This is a genomic window from Novosphingobium sp. ERW19 (genome assembly GCF_012641315.1).
Taxonomy (GTDB): Bacteria; Pseudomonadota; Alphaproteobacteria; order Sphingomonadales; family Sphingomonadaceae; genus Novosphingobium.
Map to the genome: position 1 here is coordinate 74384 of NZ_JABAIC010000007.1, position 22556 is coordinate 96939.

General features: G+C 64.5%; 20 protein-coding genes. 13 read left to right on the top strand and 7 right to left on the bottom strand.

The window, feature by feature from the left end; all coding sequences use genetic code 11:
• The first annotated feature begins 22 nt into the window (after positions 1-22).
• Positions 23-943 carry a hypothetical protein gene (locus HGI46_RS14385; RefSeq protein WP_168904788.1) on the top strand — a complete coding sequence of 307 codons (921 nt, stop codon included), beginning with the start codon at positions 23-25 and terminating at the stop codon, positions 941-943.
• Positions 944-1110: 167 nt separating this feature from the next.
• On the opposite strand, the gene HGI46_RS14390 is transcribed toward HGI46_RS14385, so the two are convergent.
• Entirely contained in the window at positions 1111-2730 is a 1620-nt protein-coding gene (locus HGI46_RS14390) for a GMC family oxidoreductase N-terminal domain-containing protein (protein WP_168904789.1), read from the bottom strand.
• Positions 2731-2851: 121 nt separating this feature from the next.
• Here HGI46_RS14390 and HGI46_RS14395 point away from each other — a divergent pair, with 121 nt between their 5' ends.
• The 5 genes from HGI46_RS14395 to HGI46_RS14415 all read left to right on the top strand — a co-directional run bounded on the left by HGI46_RS14395 (position 2852) and on the right by HGI46_RS14415 (position 6208).
• Positions 2852-3238, top strand: a complete 387-nt coding sequence (locus tag HGI46_RS14395) for a DUF6379 domain-containing protein (RefSeq protein WP_168904790.1) — start codon at positions 2852-2854, stop codon at positions 3236-3238.
• A 15-nt stretch (positions 3239-3253) separates the two neighbouring features.
• Complete coding sequence (locus HGI46_RS14400; protein WP_168904791.1) at positions 3254-4252, top strand: TIM barrel protein; 999 nt, start codon at positions 3254-3256, stop codon at positions 4250-4252.
• A gap of 3 nt (positions 4253-4255) precedes the next feature.
• The gene (locus HGI46_RS14405; RefSeq protein ID WP_168904792.1) at positions 4256-5026 is read left to right on the top strand and encodes a TIM barrel protein; all 771 of its coding nucleotides are present in this window, start codon (positions 4256-4258) and stop codon (positions 5024-5026) included.
• Positions 5027-5246: 220 nt separating this feature from the next.
• On the top strand, positions 5247-5540 hold the full coding sequence (locus tag HGI46_RS14410) for an endonuclease domain-containing protein (RefSeq protein WP_168904939.1): 294 nt from the start codon (positions 5247-5249) through the stop codon (positions 5538-5540).
• Between the two features lie 179 nt (positions 5541-5719).
• On the top strand, positions 5720-6208 hold the full coding sequence (locus tag HGI46_RS14415) for a TspO/MBR family protein (protein ID WP_168904793.1): 489 nt from the start codon (positions 5720-5722) through the stop codon (positions 6206-6208).
• A 234-nt stretch (positions 6209-6442) separates the two neighbouring features.
• Here HGI46_RS14415 and HGI46_RS14420 read toward each other — a convergent pair whose 3' ends face one another.
• The 3 genes from HGI46_RS14420 to HGI46_RS14430 form a co-directional block, all read right to left on the bottom strand.
• Positions 6443-7276, bottom strand: coding sequence for a DUF1080 domain-containing protein (locus tag HGI46_RS14420; RefSeq protein WP_168904794.1), 834 nt, complete (start codon positions 7274-7276; stop codon positions 6443-6445).
• A gap of 64 nt (positions 7277-7340) precedes the next feature.
• Positions 7341-7715 (bottom strand): DUF6379 domain-containing protein, encoded by a 375-nt coding sequence (locus HGI46_RS14425; RefSeq protein ID WP_168904795.1) that lies wholly within the window; start codon positions 7713-7715, stop codon positions 7341-7343.
• Positions 7716-7728: 13 nt separating this feature from the next.
• On the bottom strand, positions 7729-8721 hold the full coding sequence (locus tag HGI46_RS14430; protein WP_168904940.1) for a TIM barrel protein: 993 nt from the start codon (positions 8719-8721) through the stop codon (positions 7729-7731).
• A 333-nt stretch (positions 8722-9054) separates the two neighbouring features.
• Between HGI46_RS14430 and HGI46_RS14435 the strand changes: the two genes are divergently transcribed.
• The 3 genes from HGI46_RS14435 (at position 9055) to HGI46_RS14445 (ending at position 13274) form a co-directional block, all read left to right on the top strand.
• A complete protein-coding gene (locus HGI46_RS14435; RefSeq protein WP_168904796.1) occupies positions 9055-9897 on the top strand; it encodes a nuclear transport factor 2 family protein in 843 nt (280 codons plus the stop codon).
• A 5-nt stretch (positions 9898-9902) separates the two neighbouring features.
• Entirely contained in the window at positions 9903-11462 is a 1560-nt protein-coding gene (locus HGI46_RS14440) for a carboxylesterase family protein (RefSeq protein ID WP_168904797.1), read from the top strand.
• 114 nt (positions 11463-11576) lie between these two features.
• Positions 11577-13274 carry an EAL domain-containing protein gene (locus tag HGI46_RS14445; protein ID WP_168904798.1) on the top strand — a complete coding sequence of 566 codons (1698 nt, stop codon included), beginning with the start codon at positions 11577-11579 and terminating at the stop codon, positions 13272-13274.
• Between the two features lie 54 nt (positions 13275-13328).
• Here HGI46_RS14445 and HGI46_RS14450 read toward each other — a convergent pair whose 3' ends face one another.
• The 3 genes from HGI46_RS14450 to HGI46_RS14460 are packed head-to-tail and all read right to left on the bottom strand — an operon-like array spanning position 13329 to position 16444.
• Complete coding sequence (locus HGI46_RS14450) at positions 13329-14276, bottom strand: ThuA domain-containing protein (RefSeq protein ID WP_168904799.1); 948 nt, start codon at positions 14274-14276, stop codon at positions 13329-13331.
• Between the two features lie 11 nt (positions 14277-14287).
• Complete coding sequence (locus HGI46_RS14455; protein ID WP_168904800.1) at positions 14288-15634, bottom strand: glycoside-pentoside-hexuronide (GPH):cation symporter; 1347 nt, start codon at positions 15632-15634, stop codon at positions 14288-14290.
• Between the two features lie 33 nt (positions 15635-15667).
• A complete protein-coding gene (locus HGI46_RS14460; protein WP_118075095.1) occupies positions 15668-16444 on the bottom strand; it encodes a TIM barrel protein in 777 nt (258 codons plus the stop codon).
• Positions 16445-16688: 244 nt separating this feature from the next.
• On the opposite strand from HGI46_RS14460, the gene HGI46_RS14465 reads away from it, so the two are divergent.
• The 4 genes from HGI46_RS14465 to HGI46_RS14480 all read left to right on the top strand — a co-directional run bounded on the left by HGI46_RS14465 (position 16689) and on the right by HGI46_RS14480 (position 22552).
• Positions 16689-19049, top strand: a complete 2361-nt coding sequence (locus HGI46_RS14465) for a TonB-dependent receptor (RefSeq protein WP_168904801.1) — start codon at positions 16689-16691, stop codon at positions 19047-19049.
• A gap of 119 nt (positions 19050-19168) precedes the next feature.
• Complete coding sequence (locus tag HGI46_RS14470) at positions 19169-19960, top strand: enoyl-CoA hydratase-related protein (RefSeq protein WP_240946786.1); 792 nt, start codon at positions 19169-19171, stop codon at positions 19958-19960.
• Positions 19961-20021: 61 nt separating this feature from the next.
• Positions 20022-20249, top strand: coding sequence for a hypothetical protein (locus HGI46_RS14475; RefSeq protein WP_118075097.1), 228 nt, complete (start codon positions 20022-20024; stop codon positions 20247-20249).
• 152 nt (positions 20250-20401) lie between these two features.
• Positions 20402-22552 carry a catalase gene (locus tag HGI46_RS14480; protein WP_168904802.1) on the top strand — a complete coding sequence of 717 codons (2151 nt, stop codon included), beginning with the start codon at positions 20402-20404 and terminating at the stop codon, positions 22550-22552.
• Positions 22553-22556: the final 4 nt, after the last annotated feature.

The window sequence follows — 22556 nt, forward strand, 5'->3', positions numbered from 1 at the left end:
AGGGGGACGGCGCTTGTTGGCAATGATTTCAAGGGTTTGGCGCAAGTCAGGCGAGTGCGGCGGGCGGGTGTTCCTGCCGTTGCTGCCGTTGCTTGCGGCGGCTGGGGCGGCTCCTGCGCAGGCCAGCACTTTTACCGAGGAAGAAGTTGTCTGTCCGGTCGGCGGCGAAAAGTTCACGCGGATGGCGCTGATGTCGATCTCGACCTGGGGTGCGCTGCCGGATGGAATGCCGTTGGGTTCGGGCCGGTTTCCGGTGGAATTGCCGCAGTGCCCATCGAACGGGCTGGTGATGTATCGCGACTTCACGCCTGAGGAAGTCGCGCGGCTTGCGCCGTTCATCGCGAGCGAGGGTTACAAGGCGCTGCGCAGCGCAGGCGAGACGCCGCGCTATCTGGCCTATCGCACCGCGCAGTTTCTGGGCGACAAGGATCTGCACTGGTGGTTGCTGGAAGCAAGCTGGGAGGCGAAGAACGACGATCCGGCAGGCGAGCGGGCGCGGCGCTATAACGCGGAATTCGTCGAGGCGGCGCGGCTGGTGAAGCCGGATGCGGGGAACCTCGAAGCCATTGCTGCGCGATTCCGGCTTGCGAACGGTTTGCGCGAACTCGGCAGCTTTGATGAGGCCGAGGCGGTCCGGGCGAGCATCGTCGTTTCGCCCAAGGCTGGCGGGAAGGGCAAGGAGGCTCGGGAAAACCGGACCGCGTGGGCCGGGATGATTGCCGATCTGGCAGGACCGATCGCGCGAAAGGAGACGAGCCGCATCCCCATCGACATGCTGGGTGTGCGCGAGGCGGCGGGGTTCTGCCTGCGCAAGGAAATCGCCGCGAAGTTCGAGGAACCGTCGCCGCCACCTCTGACCGCGTTCGAGCAGGAGTATTGCGCGGGGCCGAAGCTCAGCGAGACGATCAAGGAGCGGCGCAAGTGGCTGCTTGAGGAGGAGTAGCGGGCAGGGCACGGTTTCGTATTGCCCCTCCGTCAGCGCTGCGCGCTGCCACCTCCCCGTTTGTGCTGCGCAAAAACAGGGAGGATCGAAAAGGCACTTGTCCTCCCTGTTTTCACGAAGTGCAAACGGGGAGGTGGCAGCCGTTTTAGCGGCTGACGGAGGGGTTCTTACCGCGCATCCTCGAGGATCAGTTCCGCCGCGCGTTCGGCCACGGCCATGGCGGGACCGTTGGTGTTGCCGGAGACGGGGGTGGGCATGATCGAGCAGTCGACGACGCGCAGGGAGCCGATGCCGTGGACGCGGGCGCGGGCGTCGGTGACGGAACTGGCCTCATTGGTGCCCATGGCGCATGTGCCGGTGCCGTGGAGGCCGACTTCGACCATCTTGGCCAGCTCGGCGAGGATCGCGGCCTCGTCCTGCACGTCGGGGCCGGGCATGCGCTCCTTGCCGATGTAGGGCTTGAGCGGTTCCGATGCGGCGATGGCGCGGAACAGGCGGAAGAGTTCGAGGCTCTTGGCCTTGTCTGACGGATCGGACCAGATCGCCGCATCGGCCACCGGCGCATCGCGGAAGTTGGGCGAGGTGAGGCGGATCGAGCCGCGGCTCTTGGGGCGCAGGTGGTAGCCCGAGAAGGTGAGGCCGGGATTGGGGGTGAGCGGGCTGCCGGGGCGGGCGGCCATCTCGTTCACCGTGCGCATGGCGAAGGGCGCGGCGCCGACCTGCAGATCGGGCCAGTCCTCGGGCGTGCCTTCGCTGGCGACCAGGCCGGTGATCGGCATGCCGACGCGGGCGAGGTGGCCGGTGCCGGTGAGGAAATACTGGAGGGCATTGCGATAGAGCCGCCAACCGAAGAATTCGCGGTTGGTGCCGGGGTGGTTCGCAAGGTCGAACGAGACGCCGAACTTGGTGTGATCGGACAGGTTCTGGCCGACGCGGGCCAGGTCCTTGATCACCGGGATGCCCAGGGACTGCAGCGTGGCGCCGGGGCCGACGCCCGACAGTTGGAGCAGCTGCGGCGAGCCATAGACGCCGGCGGAAAGGATCACTTCGCGCGTCGCGGTGTGGATGCGCTCTTCGCCATGGGCTTCGGTGACGACGCCGGTGGCGCGGCCGCCTTCGATGGTGATGCGCTTTACCGCCGTGTGCTGCGCAATCGTCAGGTTGTGGCGGCCGAGGATCGGCATGACGAAAGCCTTGTACGAGCTTTCGCGCACGCCCTTGCGATCGACGGTGTACTGGCTGCGGCCGACGCCCTGCTTGCCGGGCGTGGTGATATCGTCAAGCCAGGGCATGCCCTGCGTGCCGAAGCCGGCCACCAGCGCATCGAGCACCGGGGACTGGTAGGTCGACGCAGTGACCTGCAGTTCACCACCCTGGCCTCGGCCGGGATGCGCGCCGGGATCGCGATAGTCCTCAAACTTCCTGTAGCAGCGGGCGATCTCGTCCCAGCCCCAGCCCGACAGGCCGTGGTCGGTCCAGCTGTCGAAGTCCTTGGGCATGCCGGTGAGATACCAGGTGCCGTTGATGGCCGACGAGCCACCCATGCCGCGCCCGTAAGTGTGGATGCCGCCGCGCATGCCGGGGCGCGGTTCGGTCTGATAGACGCGGAAATAATCGGGGTTGCCCATCATCTTGATGAAGCCGCCGGCCATTTTGATGAAGGGGTGCTGGTTGTCGCCACCGTCCTCGATCAGCAGGACGCGGGTTTGCGGATTGGCGCTGAGGCGGTTGGCCAGAACGCAGCCTGCCGAGCCCGCGCCCACGATGATGTAATCGAATTCCGCCATGACCCTCTGGCACCTGTCCCTGAATTAGAATAGAACTGAAGTTCTCTTTTTATCTGCACAGGCCTTGACCCGCTGTCAAGCGACGATTAGAAGAACCATTCTAATTATCGGGAGAGCAATCGTGCTGCCAGTCGAACGGGTGATCGGAGAAGAAGGACTTGCCGCTACGGCAAGCGGGCTGAAGCTGGCGATGCGCCTGCCTTGGTATCGCTCGCTGCCGTTTTCGGTGGTGGAAGTGGGGCCGCTGTCGGTCGATGGCGAAGCTGTGGACCTGGCTGACGCGCTGATCGAATACAATGGCCAGCAATGGCCGCTGGCGGAGAATGGCGAGAAGGTGGACACCTTCTGGTTCATCCGCGATTCGGCGTTTCTGGTGCTGCCTTCGTTGAGCGCGGAGGTGGGTGAAACCCGCGAGGTTTCGCTGAACCTGTTCATCAGCCCGCCCTACATTCCGGGCATGCGGCGCACCAATCCGCAGACCTCCACGCTCACTGTCGAAGCTGCCTGAGAGAGGACCGGCATTATGACCACGACCGCAACCGGCCCCCAGACCGGCGTCACGCTCTATTCCTTCACCAACGAGTATCTGACCCGTCAGTTCGAACTCGATACGCTGCTGGCCGAAGTGGCCAAGCGCAACCTGGGTCCGAACATCGAGATCATCGGCTTCCAGAACTTCCGCGAGTTTCCGGATGTTTCGGACAAGTTCGCCGAAGAGTTCAAGCAGATGATTGCCGACACGGGCCTGAACCCGGTGTCCTGCGCGATCAATTCCGACCGCTTCCTCAAGCCCGGCGCGCAGCCGATCGAGGATGCCGCGCTGGTGGAATACCACAAGCGCCAGCTGCGTTCGGCCAAGAAGATGGGCTTCTCCCTTGTGCGCTATCAGTTCGCGCTGCCGGTGCACCTGCTGCCGGAAATCGCGCCCTATGCCGAAGAGCTGGACATCCGCATGGGCGTGGAAGTTCACGCGCCGATGTGGGCCGGGCACCCGGCCGTGCAGGCCTATGGCGAGATGTACGACAAGCTGGACACGCCCTACCTTGGCTGGATTCCCGACTTCGGCGGCACGGCAAGCCGCATTCCGGAATCGATGCTCGATGCCGCGCGCGCCAAGGGCGCCAAGGAAGACCTGCTCGACAAGCTGAAGGAAGTCTGGCTCGAGGACGGCATGAGCCACGAGAAGGCCGGCCGCCTGCGTGAATGGGCGCTGCCCAAGGGGCATGGCCCGCTCGAAGTTCAGGCGGCGTGCCTGGCGTTCTTCATCCTTTCGAACCACGATCCCAAGAGCTGGGCTGCGCTGGTCGACCGCACCATCCACATCCACGGCAAGTTCTATGGCGTGAGCGAGGATCTGGTCGAGGAAGCGATCGATTACGACACCATCCTGCCGCTGTTCAAGGATGGCGGGTTTACCGGCACGATGGTCTCCGAATGGGAAGGCCATGCCTATGACATGCGCGATGCCTTCGAACAGGTCCGCCGCCACCAGGCGATGGCCCGCCGCATCTGGGGGAACTGAGCCATGGCATTCGAACTCTCGGTAAACCTTGAATACGGCTTCACCGAAGCGGGTGAGAAGATCGAGGACCGCATTGCCGCAGCAGCGGCGGCGGGCTTCCGCAAGGTGGAACTGTTCCTGCTCAAGGGCCGCGATCTCGATGCGATCAAGGCGGCGCTCGATGCCCATGGCGTGCAGTTGATCAGCACGGTTGCGGACTATGTGACGCAGCTGGTCGATCCCGCCACGCACGAGGGTTTCCTCGAAGTGTTCCGCGAGGCGGCAGCGGCGGCGAAGTTCCTCGGCTGCTCGAACGTGGTGGTCACCTCCGGGCGCGGCGTGCCATGGTTGAAGCGGCCGGTGCAGCTTTCGATCTTTGCCGATGCCCTGCGCAAGATCCTGCCGATCGCCGAGGAGCTGGACGTGACGATCCTGCTCGAATCCGCCAACACCCGGCATGACCATCCCGGCGTGCTGTGTTCGACCACGCAGGACAGCGTGGTGGTGGCCGACATGGTCGACAGCCCTCGCGTCAAGGTGCTCTACGACCTCTACCATTCGGTGGTCGAGGGTGAGGACCCGGAAGCCGCGCTTTCGGCCGCGATGCATCAGGTGGTGCACGTGCAGGTGGCCGATGCGCCGGGGCGCGGCGAGCCGGGCAGCGGCAAGATCGACTGGCCGGAGGCACTCGCCCGCTTCGAGCGTCTGGGCTACAAGGGCACGATCGGGCTGGAACTGCAGCCGACCAAGCCTTCGGTCGAGGCGTTTGGCTATATCCGCGGGCTTTGCGGCTGATTTACCCCTCCGTCAGTCCTTCGGACTGCCACCTCCCCATTTGCACTTCGTGAAAATGGGGAGGATCTGGTCAGATTGGCAGCGTTCTTCCTTGATCCTCCCTGTTTTTGCGCAGCACAAACGGGGAGGTGGCATTTGCGCCAGCAAATGACGGAGGGGCGGTTTGCCGAGGCCCAGGCAGGAGCGGAACGTGGCGCTTGCTCGCACGCTGCGCTCCACGATGTCCTTGCCGGAAATCCTTCTGTGGCAAAGGCTGCAACATAGCGACGTAAAGTTTCGGCGGCAGCATCCGGTGGGCCGCTACGTGCTCGACTTCTACTGTGCCGCGGCGCGGATCTGCGTCGAGGTTGACGGGATTTCCCACGACATGGGCAACAACCCTTCACGCGATGCCGACCGCGACGCCTGGCTCAACGCGCAGGGCGTGTCGGTGCTACGGATTTGCGCCGCCGATGTGCTGCGCGATCCCGATGGTGTGGCGGATGGAATTGTGCGGGCTGTTGCGGGGGGCTGATTTACCCCTCCGTCAGCGCTTCGCGCTGCCACCTCCCCATGCGCACCTCGTGAAAATAGGGAGGATTGCCTCAGATTCTGGCCCATTTGCGCTTCGTGAAAATGGGGAGGATCAAAGGGGAAGATGCGCCCACAGATGCGGGTTGCATGCGCGAGCGATAGCGCCCAGACCTTTATCCCATGCAACCTCATGTCATCGCTGCCGTTTTGTGGGCTGTCATTCTGGGCGGGGCGGGTGGGATCCTGACCGAGATCGGGCCGTGGTATCGCAACCTCAGGAAGCCTTCGTGGCAGCCGCCCGACTGGCTGTTCGGCCCGGCGTGGACGGTGATCCTGGGGCTGGCGGCGTGGGCCGCGGTGCTGAGCTGGGATGCCGCCGCCAACGAGGCCGGGCGGATGACAGTGATCGCGCTGTTTGCGGTGAATTTCGTGTGTCACTTCCTGTGGTCGCCGCTGTTCTTTGCGCGCAAGCGGCCGGATTGGGCGCTGGTCGAGGTGGTGCCGCTGTGGCTTTCGGTGCTGGCGCTGTGCGTGATGCTGCGCGAGTTCTCGGTGCTGGCGAGCTGGCTGATCGTGCCCTACCTTGCCTGGGTGAGCTTTGCCGCCTGTCTGAACCTTGCGATCGTGCGGCTGAACCGGCCTTTCGGGGACGTGAGGGAAATCTCGTAGACTTGTGAACTGCCTCACATTTTTCTGCGACGAAGCGAGCTAATCAGCTCTTGCGACCCGAAGGGCTCTGCCAGTCAGAGTTCCTGAACTTCAAGGGGACGGCGCGAGCGATCGGGCCGTCCCCCTTTTTTTGCTGGATGCCCACCCCCAACCCCTCCCGCCTGCGGGAGGGGGGGGCAGCAAGCGTTAGTCGTAGCGGGGTGGGTTTCGCCCCCTGCACCAGTCCCGTTCTGGTCAGTACGATCCCTGCTTGCGGATCAGGGCGATCTCGGCCTCGCCAAGATCGCGGATCATCACGTTGCGCATGAACACTTCGGCGGCTTCGAATTCGAGCGCGATGCGCCCGTGGGTGAGGGGCTGGCCGTTGCGGTCTATCATGCGGAACAGGGTGTTGACGATGCGGCCGTTGACCATGTGCGCGGCCTGATCGCCGAAGACGACGAGGTCGACCGTGTTCCAGCCATCCATGCGTTCGTAAGTGCCGGCGTGGCGGTGCCACTGGCGGGCAATGCCGCCGGCCTTGACCTGTTCGGCGTATTCGGTGGGCAGGCCGGGAAAGTAGGTCGGCCATAGCGGCGTGCCGCCGAGCAGCGGGCCTTGCAGCGCGCGGGTGTTGACCATGATCGCATCGCCGATGTCGCCTTCCTCGAACTGGAATTCGACGCAATCGGGGAACAGGCGGTCAAGCTCTGGGGCCATGTGGTAAAGCAGGCCGGAATTGCGGCGCTGCCAGACGCGGGGGGCAAAGCGGCGCTCGCCGAAGCGGAAGTCCATGCGCAAGTGGTAGTTGGCGTGGAGCGAGGTGGTGGCGATGTGGCCGAAGCTGGCCTTGTCGGGTCCGGTGAAGCTGGGGCCGAGCATGTGCAGCACGCCCTTTTCGATGCGGATGGCATCGTGAGCGTCGCGGTTGCCTTCACCGTCCTGATAGATCGTCCAGCCATCGAGATTGCGGCCGTTGAACAGCGGGCGCCATGGTGATGGGGCAGGGGCGGCGCGGGCCGATGCAGGGAGGGCGCAGGTGGCGGCAGCGGCAGCGAGGCCCTGCAGCAGGGTGCGGCGGCTGGGCATGGGCGCTTCCTTCGTTTGATGAAGACCTTGCGCCCCCGCTTTCACGAGGGCGCAGGGCTTGGGATCAGGCGGCCAGCGCGAGGTCCTTGGTGTCCTTGGTGGTGGGCACGAAGGGCAGGTAGGAGACGCGGTAGCGCACGGCGAAGGTGATCTGGTGATCGCCTGCGGAAAGGCCGCCGTTCAGCACGATGATCCGGGCCTTCTCGCCGAAGTTCCAGCGATCCTCGTAGACGGTTTCCATCTCGTCGAGCGTGTAGGTGTTGCCGTGGGCCGAGAAGCGCACGGTTTCACGCGGCTGCACTGCGCCGTCGACGGTGACCTGGATGTCCTCGATCATCGAGAGGCCGAGGCCGCGGTAGTAGGGCAGGCGTCCAAGGAAGGAGAAGCCGCCGTTCTCGCTGCGGAGGCTGCCCTCGACGATCATCTTGTTGTCCATCATGGGTAGAGTCTCCTTATTCTGCGGCTTCGGCCATGGCTTCCGCATCGGCGCAAGCGGTGGGCGAGGTCTTGATCGCGGGGTCCTGCGCTTCGCCGAGAAGGCGGGCGAGCATGACCTGCTGGCGGCGGACCTGTTCGACCGAATCCGGTTCGACCGCGTCCTCGATCCAGCGGTTGCCTTCGTATTCCGAGCAGATGTAGCCGTCGTAACCGCCCTGGTTCAGCACTTCGACGATCTTGTCGTAGGGGATCGAGGGTTCCACGTAGTCCTCGGTCATCTGGTAGAACTTGCCGTGGATGTTGTGGATGCGCGGCATGAAGTCGAGCATGCGCTTGGGCTCGTAGGCGGCGTTGTGGCGCATGGTTTCGGCCATGGCGATGGCAGGGCCGGTGCCGCCCATATCCTGCACGCCAAGGATCACGTATTCCGACAGCACGCGGTCCTCGTAGGACTTGACGATGTAGTCGGCGATGTTCTGCGGCACGCCCATGCGCAGGAACTTCTCGGTCCACACCGGCGGGAAGGCGTGGAGGAACATGCCCATGTCGGGCAGGAAGCCGAGCGCATCCGAACCGGACTTCTCGAAGGCTTCGGCGTGGCGGATGATCCACGGGTGATCGAAGTGCAGCGGGGCGTGGACCTCGATCAGGATCTTGATGCCCTTTTCCTCGGCGTAAGGCGCGGCAGCAACCAGCACTTCGGGCGCGATCGAGACGAGGGCGCGGATGTACTTCGCGCCAAGGCGGGCGCCGAAGTCGATGTCCTTCTTCACGCTGGCGACCTGCTCTTCCAAGGGCATCAGGCGGCCCTTGTAGCGCTTGTAATCCAGCATGAAGTCATGACAGACGGCGGTGCAATCGTACTGCGCGATCATGCGGTGCCAATTGTCGATCTCGGCATCGGCCACGCCATATTCGGGCCAGCCCCAGAACGACTGTTCGCCGATGACCTCGATGCCCTTGGCGCCGAGTTCGGCACTGGTGCGGATGCAGTCCTCGAGGGTCATCTTACCCTGGAAGGTCTCGTTCTGGTAGGAATAGAGGCTCACGCCCCTCTTGATCTTGGACACACGTCACCTCTTGGCGGGGTTGTTGCGGATAGCGGGGCGCGCACTGACACACGCGGCCTGAGTTTGAGGCGGGAAGGGGCGCGCAAGCGTGCTGGCCTTTCGCTCTCTCCAAAGGGTCTGTCGCCCTCTATTGGAATGCACATTCTACTATTTTGTGCAGGCGGTCAAGTCTCGCTTGACGGCAGTTTTAGAATCACCATACTTATTCTGAATTCACGATGCCGCGCATGAAACGGTGCTGCGCCGAAAAGACTGCAAAGGGAGATGGAGATGAACGCAAAGACGTTGCGCCGGGCCGTGATCGGCCTTCTGGCAAGTGCCGCACTGGCAGGTCCGATGATGGCAGGTCCGGCGGCTGCAAAGGACGATCTGGCCGCGATCAAGGCCGAGATGCAGGTGCTGAAGGCGCAGGTCGAAGGCGCGCGCGACCGGGCCGCGGTGGAAAACCTGTTCTCGCGCTACATGTACCTGCACAACGCTTTCCGCGATACCGACATCATCCCGCTGTGGGCGAAGAAGGGCACGCCGGGCGTGCGCTCGCAGTACAGCAACCTTGGCGTCTACACCGATTGGGACAAGATCGTGTCCTACCACCAGGGCCGTCCCGCGCCGGTCAGCAAGCTGGTGTTCCACTATGTCACGACGCCGGTGATCGAGGTGGCTGGTGATGGCCAGACCGCCAAGGGCCTGTGGATCGTCAACGGGCTGGAATCGGGCCTGGTCGATATCGAGAAGTCGAAGAACATGCCGGCGTGGATGTTCGAGAAGGACCTTGTGCAGGGCAAGAAGGTGTGGATGCACAACGTCTACCTCAAGTACGGGGTCGACTTCATCAAGCAGGACGGCCAGTGGAAGATCTGGCACTTCCACTGCTTCGAGGTGGCCCGCGCGCCCTATGGCATGGGCTGGATTCCCTTCGCCGCCGCGGCACAGGACGATGCCTTCAACGTTGACCTGATGTACGTGGGCGAGGACGGCAAGCCGGTGTTCATGCCCAAGGTCGATGGGCCCGCCACGGTGCTTTCCAACACCTACCGCACCGATACCTCGCAGAAGCTCGAGGCACGTCCGCCCGAGCCCTATCGCACCTTCAGCGAAACCTTCGAGTACTGACCGGCATGATGCGGACCGTGGGCCTGCTTGGCGCTCTGGCCCTCGGGCTGGCCGGGCAGGGAGCCTTGGCGCAGGCACTGGTGTCCACCAGTGGCGGCGATGTGCGTGGGACGGTGAAGGGGGGAGCGGAGGCTTTCCTCGGCATCCCCTATGCCGCGCCGCCGGTGGGGCCGCTGCGCTGGCGCGAGCCGCAGGGGGCGGCTGCGTGGCAAGGCGTGCGCGAGGCATCTGCGTTCGGGCCGGTGTGCCAGCAGGGCGTACCAGCGCCGTGGGGACCGTATACCGCCGAGTTCCTTGCCGCGCCGCCGATGAGCGAGGATTGCCTGACGCTCAATGTCTGGCGTCCGCAGCATGCGGTGAAGAAGCTGCCGGTGCTGGTGTTCATCCACGGCGGCGGCTTTGGCGGCGGGGCGGGCAGCCTGCCGATCTATGACGGAGCGAAGCTGGCCGCCAGGGGCGCGGTGGTCGTGACGATCAACTACCGCGTCGGCGTGTTCGGCTTCATGGCCCACCCGCAGCTGACGGCGGAATCGCCGCTGGGCTCCTCGGGCAATTATGGCCTGCTCGACCAGATTGCCGCGCTGAAATGGGTGCGGGCCAATGCGGCGGCGTTCGGCGGAGATGCCGGCAACGTGACCGTTTCGGGCGAGAGCGCAGGCGCAGCTTCGGTGGCGGACCTGATGGTATCACCCATGGCAAAGGGCCTGTTCGACAAGGCCATTGCCTTCAGCGGGGCGAGCATGGCGGTGGAAGTGCCGCCGCTGGCCAAGGCCGAGGCAGTGGGCAGCGAAATTGCGGCAAAGCTCGGCAAGGCTGCCATTGCCGACATGCGCAGCGTCCCGGCCGAGGCGCTGGTCGAGGCGACGCGCTATGTTCCGGGCGCCACGAGCGGGCCACCGCCCTTGCGGTTCGTGCCCAATGTCGATGGCAGGGTGGTGCCGTTCGATCCGGTGCGCGCCAGCGGGCCGGTCGTCAGCCCGGTGCCGCTGATCACGGGGTACAACAGCGCCGAGATGATCGACATGGCGGTGCGCACCCCGGCGCAGTTCGAGGCAGCGGTGCGGGCGCGCTATGGCGATTTTGCCGAGCGGCTGCTGGCGCTCTACCCTCATGCGACCGAGGCCGAGGCAATGGCTTCCAACACGCTTATCGCGCGCGACCGCTACATGGCCGGCCTGCTGCTGTGGTCAAAGGAGCGCACGCGCAGCGCGCAGCAGCCGGTCTATGCCTATCTTTATGACCATGCCTATCCGGTGGTGAAAGGCGGGCAATCCTGGGGGGCCTTCCACTCCTCGCAGCTGCCCTATGTCTTCGGCAACATTGGCATCGGTGATCGCGCCTGGACGGCAGCCGACGGGCGTGTGGTCAGGCAATGGCAGGACCGCCTGCTGGCCTTCATGCGGACCGGCAGGCCGGGTGCCGGCTGGACGGCGGTAGGCCGGGCCAGTGCCACGGTCATGCGGCTGGGTAACAGTGAAGCGATGCGGCCGGCCGTGTCCTCGCCCGAAAGGTTCGAGGCGTTCAAGGCCTATGCTGAAAGTGGCGGGAAGCTGGGCTTGATTTAGAGAAAGTGCTCTAGGTAACAATACGTTAGGCGGGCGACGATAGATTAGGCTCCGGGTTGTAGGAAGAACCTGAGATTTTGGTCTTGGGTTTCTTTTCAAACCACGGAGCACGCCTTGCCTACAGGACGATCCTCGCCGGGACGCTATGCGCAGATGCTTGCGCGGTCCGCTACTGCCGCGATTTGCGCAGGGCCTGACAACCTGATCCTTTCGTGGAATTCCGCGGCCGAGCAACTGTTCGGCTTCAGCGCCGCGCAGGCCATCGGCAAGCCGCTGACGATCATCATGCCCGAACGTTATCACGCCGCGCACGAGGCCGGGCTGGCCCGCGCCGTCAAGAGCGGCAAGGCGCGGCTGGCGGGCAAGGCGGTCGAGATGCTGGTGCGCCATGCCGACGGGCACGAGATCCCGGTCGACCTGTCGCTGTCGATGTGGGAGGAGAACGGTCGGCCAATGTTCGGCGCGCTGGTCCGCGACATCACCGACCGGCAGGCGGCCAAACGCCGGCTCGAGCATCTCGCCCATTGCGACACGCTGACATCCTTGCCCAACCGCAATGCCTTGAACGTGCGGCTGGAAGAAGCGATTGCCCGCGGCCCCTGTGCGCTGATGCTGCTCGACCTCGACGGGTTCAAGGACATCAACGACACGCTGGGACACAGCGTGGGCGACCTGCTGCTGGCCGATGTGGCGCGGCGGATCGAAGGCTGCGTGGGCGATGCCGACATGGTGGCGCGGTTCGGTGGCGACGAGTTTGCCATCGTCCTGTCCGATTGCAGCAATCCGCTGCGGATCGATTCGCTGTGCCGCGCGATCTTTGACAGCCTTGCCACCCCGTTCCAGATCAACGGCAAGAGCGTGTTCGTCGGCACCAGCATCGGCATTGCCTTGGCACCCCAGGATGCCTCGACGCTGGACCAGCTGCTGTCGCGCGCCGACCTTGCGCTTTATAGCGCCAAGGCCGAGCATGGCGCGCAGCGCAAGTATTACCTGCCGGCGATGCACAACCAGTCGGAACAGCGCCAGAGGCTGGGTGCGGAACTGCGCGAGGCCTTGCCGCAAGGGCAGTTCGTGCTGCACTTCCAGCCGCAGGTCTCGCTCGAGGACAAGGCGTTGCTGGGCGTGGAGGCGCTGCTGCGGTGGAAGCACCCGCAGTTCGGATTGCTGCACCCCGATGCGTTTCTTTCGGTGCTCGATGACAGCGTTGTAGCCGAGGACGTGGGCGACTGGGTGATCGACGAGGCCTGCCGCGTGGCCAGTGCCTGGCGCAGCGCAGGGCTGGGCGAAGTGCGCATGGCGGTGAACCTGTTTGCGGCGCAGCTGCGTTCGCCCCGGCTCTATGGCGTGATCGGCGAGGCCTGCCGCAAGCACCGCATCGCGCCGACGCAGCTGGAAATCGAGATCACCGAGAACATCGTGATCAAGCACAACGACGAAATTGCGACGATGCTCAAGCGCCTGAAGACGCTGGGCGTGGACATTGCCTTCGATGATTTCGGCACCGGTTATGCTTCGCTCAGCCTGCTGCAGCGCTATCCGCTCGATCGGCTCAAGATTGACCGCTGCTTCGTTGAAGCCATCCACCGTTCCGATGCCGATGCGGCGATCGTCGACGCGGTGCTGCAGATGGCGCACACGCTGGGCCTCGAAGTGATCGCAGAAGGGGTGGAAACGCGCGAGCAGGAACGCGTGCTGCGCGAACTCGGCTGCAAGGAAGCGCAAGGGTTCCTTTATGGACGGGCGGTTGCGGCGGACGAAATCGTGCGCCTGTTCGCACCCGTTCCGCAAGCGCGGGTGGCGGCTGCAAGATAGAGGGGCGGGCGCCGTTCGCACCCGCCCGCCAAGGTACAGCACCCTGCCTTGGCGTCAGGGCCTGGTGGGATAGTCCTTTGCCTCTTCCAGCACGGGCAGGGTGACCTTGCCGGTGGCGGCCCATTCGGTGCCGCGCAGGATCAGGGTCTGCAACGGCTGGAAGTGGAGCGAGACTTCATCGTGGCCCAAGGTGATCGAGAAGACGCGGCCCTTGCCATAGTCGGCAGTCCAGACTTGCGGGTGATCGGCGTCGATGCCCTTCATGGCCTTGAGCTTTTCGGGGGTGTAGGCGGCGGCGGGGTACTTGGGGCCGGTGAGCTTCGGGTCATAGGCGGCGGCGGAATCGTGGGCGGTGGCGAGGACGTGGATCTTCGCATCCGGGTCCATGCCCATGTTGGTGTACATGTCGTCGTTGTAGGTCCAGATGAATTCGCGCATGCCCGCAGTGATCGGGTGGGTGCGGTCAACCAGATGGACCGGGAAGGCACCCGGAGGGGCACGGCGGCTGGTGCCCGGTTCCATCGCGCCGCCGATCAGCTTCTTGTATTCGGGTATGTCCCGCCCCCAGGTGAAGCTGGAGTGATAGGCGACGAGACCACCGCCTTCGCGCACGTACTGGTAGAGCGCCTTGAACGCGCCGTCCGACCAGACCTTCTGCACTGGATCGGCATAGTTCCAGCGGCTGGAATAGTTGAGCAGGACGACGTCGTACTGCTTTAGCGTTTCCAGCGTGCCGTTGTCGAAATCCTCGGTCACCCGCACGTCGAAGCGCTTGCTGTCCTGCATCATGGTGCGCAGCATGTTGTTCACGCCGGTCCAGTCATGCTCGTAGGAATTGCGGCCCGAGATGATCAGCACCTTCACGCGGTTCTCGGCCGGGTTCACCGGGATGGCGACGCGCTGCACGGTTTCGGGCGGGCGGTAATCGATGGTGACGATGACCTGCGCGGCGGCAGGCACGGTGATGCAGGCCGCGAGGGTTGCGGCAAGGAGCTTTTTCATGAGGTTCTCCCTTATTCCGCCGCTGCGGCTGGCTGACGCGCGGCGATGTCGTTGCGGATGGTTTCCTGCATGCCGTCCATCGGCCACATCAGGACCACCACGGTCTGCAATGCGAGGAGGACCACGGCGCTGCCGTAGTAGGTCCAGCGGATCGCCTCGCGCGCGGTGTCGGTCACGGCATCGGGGGCATAGCCGGCTGCGCCGAGCATGAAGGCGAAGCCTGCGGTGCCGATGGCCATGCCGACCTTGGTCGAGAGGCTGATGCCGGCCGAGAGCAGGCCCTCGCGCCGGGTGCCGAACTTCCATTCGTGGTAGTCCACCGTCTCGGCGATCATGGCGAAGGCGGCGGTGATGGTGATGGACGTGGCAAGGCAGGCGGCGATGTAGAGCGCGAGGAACAGGCCCGTGTTGCCTTGCGCCAATGGCAGCACCGCGAAGATCACCGCAGCCAGTGCAAGGACGAAGGCGCTGCCCTTGCGGATGCCGGTGCGGGCAAGGATCGGCGGGGCGACGAACGAGGAGAGCAGCAGCATGCCCGAAACGGCGGGCAGCATGACCGAGATCAGCCAGGGCTGCCGCATCACGTCGATGGCGAAATAGGCGGTCGCGCTCATCATCAGGCCGAAGCGGATGAAGTAGAGCAGGCACGAGGCGAAGACGACGAGCCAGGCCTTGTTGCGCAGCATTTCCTTGACGGCGGGGCCAATGGCGAAGTCGGGCGAGGAGCCGTCCTCGAAGCGCTCCTTGCAGTTGGCGAAGAGCGCGAGCGTTGCGGCAAAGCCGATCGCGGCAAAGAGCATCGCGACGTACTGGAAGCCCTTGTTCTGGTCATCGCCGCCGAACACGCCGACCAGCGGCATGACAGCCGCCGTGCCAAGCACCACCGAGATCGATGTGCCGACGCCGCGCATGCCGGACAGCTTGAGGCGCTGCTTGGGGTCGAGCGTCATCATCGGCATCAGCGCGGTGTAGGGGATCGCCTGGACCGACATCAGGATGCCGAGGCCCTTGAAGGTGACGAAGGCATAGACGAGCTGCGCGCCGTCGCTCCAGTCAGGCACGTGGAACAGCGCCACGGTGAGCAGGGCATAGGGCAGGGCGGTGAACAGGAAATAGCCGCGCGTGCGGCCCCAGCGGCTGCGGGTCTTGTCGACCATGATGCCGACCACCGGATCGATCACCGCATCGAGCAGGCGCGCGATCAGGAACACCGTGCCCACCCCTGCCGCCGGCATGCCGACGACATTGGTGTAGTAGAACAGCAGGAACCCGCTTGCCATGTTGTAGGCAAGGCTGGTGCCCATGTCGCCCATGCCGTAGCTGAGGCGTTCGGCGAAGCTCAACTTGTTGTCTGCCACATTCCTCTCCCGGACCGCAGCGTTATGTCTTGATCAGAGCGCCAGCGTCTTGCGGGTCAGCTCGAGCGACTGGTCCATCGGCAGGGTGGGGAAATACTCCATGCCGATGCTGCCCTTGTAGCCAAGGCTTTCGAGCGTTCCCATCACATGGCCCCAGTCAACCGTGCCGGTGCCGGGTTCGTTGCGGTCGTCCATGTCGGCCACCTGGACGTGGGCGACGAGGTGGATGCGGCCTTCGAGGACTTGCGCAATGTCCTCGCCCATCACGGCGCTGTGCCACACGTCGTAGAGCAGACGGAGGTTGGGGCTGCCGACGGCTTCGACCAGATCGAGGCCGAGCGTGGTGCTGACCAGGTACATCGCCGAGAACAGGCGGGTGTTCAAAGGTTCGAGCAGCAGGGTGACGCCGGCCTGTTCGGCAAGGGCGGCGGCTTCCTTGAGCGCGGCGACGGCGTTGGCGAAGTGGTCTTCCTCGCTCATCCCTTCGACCTTGAAGCCCGAGGCGACGATCAGCGGCGGCTTGCCGAGCGGGGCTGTGGCTTCGATCGTCTCGCGTACGGCGGCGACCATTTCGGCGCGCTCTGCCGGATCGACGATCGAGCGGCGCGGATCGACGCAGATGCCGGTGAGCGTGACGCCGGTTTCGGCAAGGGCGGCGCCGATGGCCTCGACCGGCTTGTCGCGCCAGAGGTGGAACTCGACCAGATCGAAGCCCCCGGCCTTGGCGGCGCGGATACGGTCGGCAAGGTCACCGGCTTCGGCGAACTGCCATTCGATGCAGGATGAAAGCGGGTAGTCAGAAGCAGGCACGTCGATCTCCCAATCGGCGGCCCCGCACCATGCGGTGCGTTTGCCTGGCGGCAGAAAGGGCCGCTACTTTATTGGAATGCATGTTCGCATTCTCGCGGGCCTAGGTCAAGGGGGCTCCGCCGAATGCGGCAGCAACACTAAGACATAATGCAGACCGGGGTTTGACAAATAGAATCTATATTCCAGAATAAGCCTTCGCATTCCGTCGAATCGGCGGCGAACAAGTTTTGGGAGGAAAAACCAGATGAAATCGAATGGATTCAAGTTCCTGCTGCTGTGCGGCGCAGGCTGCATCGTGCCGTTTTCGGCGGCTCTGGCGCAAAGCGAAGCCGACGAGGCTGCCGACCCCAATGTCATCATCGTGACCGCGCAGAACCGTTCGCAGAACGTGCAGGACGTGCCGATCGCGATCAACGTGGTCAGCGGCGAGGCGCTCAAGGCTTCGGGCGTGACCGATCTCGTCTCGCTCCAGCGCGTGGCGCCTGTCGTCCAGATCGTGAACGATACCGTGCTGACCCGCGTCACCGTTCGCGGCATCGGTTCGAACAGCAACGACGAGGCGCAGGACCAGGCCATCGCCATCAACATCGATGGCGAATACATCAATCGCCCGACCGTGCTGAATGCCGCGCTGTTCGACCTCGATCGCGTTGAAGTGCTGCGCGGGCCGCAGGGCACGCTCTATGGCCGCAACGCCACCGGCGGCGCGGTGAATTTCATCACGCGCAAGCCCGGCAGCGAATTCGCCGCCAACGGCAGCCTGAGCTATGGCAACTTCAACCACGTGATCGCCGAGGGCGGCGTCACCGTGCCGCTGGGCGACATCGGCGGCATCCGCGCGTCGGGCATCTATTCCGACCGCGATGGCTACAACTACCACCCGAACATCGACAAGCGCAGTGGCGACGACAACACCTGGGGTGGCCGCCTGAGCCTGCGTCTCGAGCCGGTCTCGGGCCTGAAGATCAACGCAGCGGTCGAGCGGGTAGAGCAGGACATCGTCGTTCCTGCCCAGGCCTTCCTGAACTTCAACGCTGCCGGCAACTCGCCGGGAGCGGGCTGCGCCGCCAACCCCGGCTGGGTCGAGATCGCTCCGGCTGTCCCGGGTACGCAGTGCATTCCGGCGCTGACCAACAATCTCGCCAACGTGGACCGTTCGACCTACAATGCACCGGCGAGCGGCCTTGGCAGCAACAACCTGAAGTCCACCGCCGTGCGCGGCAGCATCGCCTATGATTTCGGCGCCGCCACCGTGACCTACACCGGCGGCTTCCGCGAGACCGATGCGCTTTCGGCGCTGGGCCTTTCGCCCGCCTATCGCTTCAACACCTTTGTCGGCAACACCAAGACCCACAGCCACGAACTGCGCCTCAATGGCGAGAGCGATCTGCTGGTCTGGCAGACGGGCGCGTTCTACTTCAACGAGAAGCTCGACGTGGAGCGCGGGCTCTTTCGCTTGCCGCCGCCGCCGTTCCTGCTTGGCGCCAATGGCGGATACGTGAACTACTTCTTCCGCAACGTGGAATCGCGCAGCTGGGCAGTGTTCGGCCAGACTGACGTGAAGCTTTCGGACCAGTTCACGATCGTCGCTGGCCTGCGCTATACCGATGACAAGCGCTCCGCCCGTTATCGCGACCATGGCGGTGCGATTGCCAACCCGTCCAACCCGCTGTTCAACACCGGCAACGTCCGTCCGACTAACCCCGGCACCCCGTTGCGCAACCTGACGCTGGGTTCGGAAGCGGACAAGCTGACTTGGCTGGCCGGCGTGAACTTCAAGCCCGATGCCGATACGCTGATCTATGGCAAGGTTTCGACCGGCTTCAAGGCGGGCGGCTTCGATTCGGTCGGCCAGTATGCGCCGGAAACGAACACGGCCTATGAGGCGGGGCTGAAGAAGAACTTCGGCGCATCTTCGCAGCACACCTTCAACCTTGCGGGCTTCTATTACGACTACAAGGACCTGCAGGTCGGCGTGCTGCTCGATACCACGAAGGGCAGCCAGATCTTCAATGCCGGCAAGGCGAAGATCTGGGGCGTCGAAGCCGAAGCGGTGATCAAGCTTTCGGACAACGACACGTTCTCGGCCACGGCGAATTACGTCAACGCCGAGTACCAGCAGCTCTTGACCGCAATCCCGGTGTTCTGCGTGGGCGGATCGGGTTGCCGTCCGAGCGGCGGCAACGGTGAACTGACGGTCGGCAACCTCGAGACGACGCCGGGCGTTGTCACGCAGCCCAACCTTGCCGGCAACACTCCGCCGATGACGCCGGAATGGACGATCACTCTGGCCTACGACAAGGTGATCCCGCTGGGCGACATGGGCAGCCTGACGGCCAGCGTGTTCTCCACCTTCAAGAGCGCGTACTTCGGCGACGTGTTCAACTACCGCGATTCAAAGCAGACGGCCTTTACCCAGACCGACCTGTCGCTGACCTATGCGCCCGAAAACAAGCGCTTCAGCCTGCAGGGCTTTGTCCGCAACATCGAGAACACCCGTCCGCTGACCTATGCCGGATTCACCGTGGCCGGGCCGGACGACATCTACAACTGGCAGTTCGCCGCGCCGCGCACCTATGGCGTGCGGTTGAGCGTGGACTTCTGATCCCGGTCTGACCGGCTGACGAATGCTGCCGAAAAAGGAGGCGGGCCTGCCGGGTCCGCCTCTTTTCGTGGAGCGCGATGATATTGCCAAGCAGCGGGCAGGCGTCCACAGGGGCGGGCATGACCGAGCAGGCGGGGCGCACGATGAGCGAAGATGCGGGCACGACTTTGCGGCTGGAACGCGATGGCGCAGTGGCGCGCCTGCTGATCGACCGCGCGGACAAGCGCAACGCCTTCAACATTGCCATGTGGCAGCGCCTGCCCGAATTGCTGGCCGAGGCCGACGCCGATCCGGACGTCAGGGTGCTGGTGGTGAAATCCGCCAATGGCGGCGCGTTCTGCGCGGGCGCGGATATTGCCGAACTGCTGGCCAACAAGGACGATGCGGCGTGGCGGGCCGAGAACCAGCGGGCGATCAACCGCGCGCAATACGAACTGACCCGCTTTCGCCTGCCGACGGTGGCGATGGTCGAGGGGGATTGCGTGGGTGGCGGCTGCGGCATCGCGCTGGCCTGCGACATGCGCGTGGCCGGGCCTCAGGCGCGGTTCGGGATTACCCCGGCCAAGCTGGGGCTGGTCTATCCGCTGCATGACGTGAAGCTGCTGGTCGATCTCGTCGGGCCGGGGCAGGCGCGGCGGATGCTGTTTACCGGCATGCTGCTGGGGGCCGATGAAGCGCTGTCGATCGGGCTGGTCGAGGAACTGGCCGCGAACGAAGACGCGATGGTGGCGCAACTGCTGGCGGCCTCGCCGTTTTCCACGCAGGCGATCAAGGGCTTCGTGCGCAGCGTGCTCGATGGGCAGGTTGGCGATGACGCCGAGAGCTTGCGGGTATTTGCCGCAGCGTTCGAGGGCGCGGATTTTCGCGAAGGCACCACCGCCTTTGTCGAGAAGCGCAAGCCGACGTTCTGACGACCTCCCCGGAACCAAGTCCGGCCCACGCGGTTCTGGAAGGGTTCCAAAGAGGTAATCCATGATAGGCAAGATCATTTCCGCAGTGGTCGGCAAGAAGATTGCCGACCGTACTCCCGGCATGAGCGAAGGCACCGGCGCGCTGATCGGCGTTGCCGCGGCCACGGTCATGCGGCGCATGGGGCCACTGGGCATGCTGGCAGCCGCCGGCGGCACCTGGGCCGTATCGCGCGCGATGAAGAAGAAGCAGGCCCGCCAGGCCGCGTCGGGTTCTACCCGCACGTATTGATCCCGTTCCCCTCGGACCGTCGCGCGCCTTCCCCCCTCCCGGCGTGCGGCGGTCCACCCCCGGAAACCGACTTTCCCCAGCTTCCCCGCGTGAGGGGGCGGGCGCAGCATTCTGCGCCCTGAACCCGTGCGCGCTTTCCAAGGACCTGCGCCATGGCCAAGACCGAAACCCCGAACCATTCCCCCGCTCTGGACAATGGCCTTGACGACCATCAGCCCGGTGCGGGCCAGCCCGGCTACGCCACGCAGCAGGGCAATGCCGGCGAGACGCATCAGGATGCGGATGGCAACGGTGATGCAGCGGCTTTCCTGACCGACAACTTCGGCCATCGCCTGTCCGACAACCAGAACAGCCTGAAAGCCGGGGAGCGCGGGCCGACGCTGCTCGAAGACTTCATCTTGCGCGAGAAGATCTTCCATTTCGATCACGAGCGCATTCCCGAACGCATCGTCCATGCGCGTGGCTCCGCCGCGCACGGCGTATTCGAGGTGACCAAGGCCATCCCCGAGCTGACCAAGGCCGGCCTGTTCCAGAAGAAGGGCACGACCTGCCCGGTGTTCGTGCGCTTTTCGACCGTGGCCGGTGGTGCAGGGTCGGTCGACACCCCGCGCGACGTGCGCGGCTTTGCGGTCAAGTTCTATACCGACGAAGGCAACTGGGACCTGGTCGGCAACAACATCCCGGTGTTCTTCATCCAGGACGCGATGAAGTTTCCCGACCTTGTCCACTCGGTGAAGATGGAGGCCGATCGCGGCTATCCGCAGGCGGCGAGCGCCCACGACACGTTCTGGGACTTCGTCGGCCTGATGCCCGAGACGATGCACATGATCATGTGGGCGATGAGCGACCGCGCCATTCCGCGCACGCTGCGCATGATGGAAGGCTTCGGCGTCCACACCTTCCGCTTCGTCAACGCGGCGGGCGAGGGCAAGTTCGTCAAGTTCCACTGGAAGCCGGTGCTGGGCCTGGAATCGCTGATCTGGGACGAGGCGGTGAAGATTGCCGGGGCCGATCCCGACTTCCACCGTCGTGACCTGTTCGAGAGCATCGACGCAGGCAGTTTCCCGGCGTGGGATCTGGGCGTGCAGGTGTTCGACGAGGACTTTGCCGCAGCCCAGCCCTATGACGTGCTCGACGCGACCAAGCTGATCCCGGAAGAGGACGTGCCGGTCCAGATCATCGGGCGCATGACCTTGAACCGCAATGTCGACAACTTCTTTGCCGAGACCGAACAATCGGCATTCCTGCCGAGCAACGTGCTGCCGGGCATCGACTTTTCCAACGATCCGCTTCTGCAAGGGCGCCTGTTCTCGTACCTCGACACGCAGAAATCGCGCCTGGGCACGACCAACTTCCACCAGATCCCGGTCAACGCGCCCAAGTGCCCGTTCCACAACATGCAGCGCGACGGGCTGATGCAGACGCTGGTGCCGACGGGCCGCGCCAATTACGAACCCAACTCGCTGAACGAGGCGGGCGAGGACAGCGGCCCGCGCGCCAGCCCCGACACCGGCTTCACCTCGTTCCGCGCCAATGGCGAGCGCAACGATCCGACCGAGAAGGTGCGGGTGCGGGCCGAGCTGTTTGCCGATCACTACAGCCAGGCGGCACTGTTCTATCACTCGCAGACCGAGAACGAACAGGCGCACATCGCCTCGGCGCTGGTGTTCGAGCTTTCCAAGTGCGCGATGGAGCACGTGCGGGCGCGGGTGCTTTCGCGCTTGCGCAACATCGACGAGACGCTGGCCGCGCGCGTGGCCGAAGGTCTGGCGATGGACCTGCCGGAAAAGGCGCCTGCCGCGCGTGAGCCGGTGGAGATGAAGCCTTCGGACGCGCTTTCGATCCAGAAGCAGGCCAAGATGACGTTCGAGGGCCGCAAGGTCGGCATCCTCTTTGCCGAAGGATCGGACAAGGCGACGATCGACAAGCTGAAGGCCGATGTCGAAGCGGCAGGCGGCAGCGTGTTCCTTGTTGCGCCCAAGGTTGGCGGATTGGCGGTCAAGGGTGGGACGCTGAAGGCCGATGGCAAGCTCGATGGATCGCCGTCGGTGATGTTCGATGCGGTGGCTTCGGTGCTGATGCCGGCGGAGGCCGAGAAGCTGGCGAAGCAGGGCGCGGCGGTGCAGTGGTTCATGGACGCCTATGGCCATTGCAAGACCATTGCCCACTGCAACGGCACCAAGGTGATCCTCGAGAAGGCTGGAGTCGAGCCGGACGAGGGCGTGGTGCCCAACGAAAAGCTGATGGACGTGGGGCCGGTGCGCCACTTCGCCCGTGAGCCGAAGATCCGCGATCTCGCCTGAGGAG